The organism is Phocaeicola sp. RTP21198st1_B8_RTP21198_201120 (genome assembly GCF_040929485.1).
Taxonomy (GTDB): Bacteria; Bacteroidota; Bacteroidia; order Bacteroidales; family Bacteroidaceae; genus Phocaeicola; species Phocaeicola dorei.
Genome location: NZ_JBCOCI010000534.1, coordinates 1 through 1,063, shown reverse-complemented (window position 1 = coordinate 1,063; position 1,063 = coordinate 1). Strand labels below are relative to the sequence as shown.

Below are 1,063 nucleotides of genomic sequence, written 5' to 3'. Positions count from 1 at the left end.
ACGGTAGTCATGGTGACGATAGCCCAATAGATGCTGTTCGGGATATTGTTGAACTGGGAGTTGGGTTGCGTTCCTTCAATCATATACATTAGCGTTCCGATGGAAGTCACCAGAATGACGACAAACAAGAAGAACACTGCAATCTTCTTACTACTTTCACGCAAGGCAGTGAGCAGCCGTTCCCCCTCATTCAGAAAGTTGAAAAGCTTGAAGACGCGGAACACACGTATCAGGCGGAAGGCACGAATGATGAGTAGATAGCGGGCGCCCGGGAAGAGCAGACCGATGTAAAGAGGCAACGTGGCCAGTAAGTCTACGATACCGAAAAAGCTGAATATGTATTTCCGGGGACGGGGTGAACAGTAGATCCTCGTCAGGTATTCGAAAGTAAAGAAGCCGGTGAAAAGGAATTCCATAATGACGAACGGAGTCGTCAGATAGGTGGGAAGTCCTTTTAGGCTTTCGATGATGACGAGCAATACGCTGACCAGAATACAGGCGATAAGAATCACGTCGAACAATTTCCCGGCAGGGGTGTCCGATTCGAAGATGATGACGTATAACTTTCGTTTCAGTTTCTCGTCATGCAAAAAACGATGGATTCTTTCTTTCAGTTTCATATCAATAGTGCTTGGCCGGAATTAAAGAAAAAGCCTTTTTAGTCGATGACCCACTGTTTATTGTAGGCAACGGTCTTTTGCGGGTTGTAATACATTCCCTCTTGTGTAGGAATATAGAGAATGTATGTCTTTCCGGTCTTGTTCTTCAATGAAGTGTCGCGCAGCCAGGGGTTGGCATCACGAAGTTGGGCATAGGTGATTCCCTGTGATTTTGCGTAGTCGTTCAGATCGTCGATAGAAGTGTTGACGGTTACCTCTTTATAAGGAATAGGCGGATACAGATGTTCCCGTTTCAAGAGGAATCCGTAACGTTGCGGGTTATTGAATATCTCTTTGGCTGCCAGCAGGCGGAACATGTAGCGGGAAGTTTCCTCTACCAGCCATAAGTCCATGGCATGACTTGCCCACTGCTTTTCAAGTTGGGAGGAGATACGTCCCTGTCC

At 46.7% G+C, this 1,063-nt stretch carries 1 protein-coding gene and 1 pseudogene; both read right to left on the bottom strand.

Annotated features, from left to right (window positions below):
- Window positions 1-620: ion transporter (locus AB5935_RS27870; protein WP_368328086.1), on the bottom strand; the 620-nt coding region annotated here is incomplete at its 3' end.
- A 38-nt stretch (window positions 621-658) separates the two neighbouring features.
- Window positions 659-1,063: pseudogene (locus AB5935_RS27865) on the bottom strand (lytic transglycosylase domain-containing protein); the annotation flags it as partial.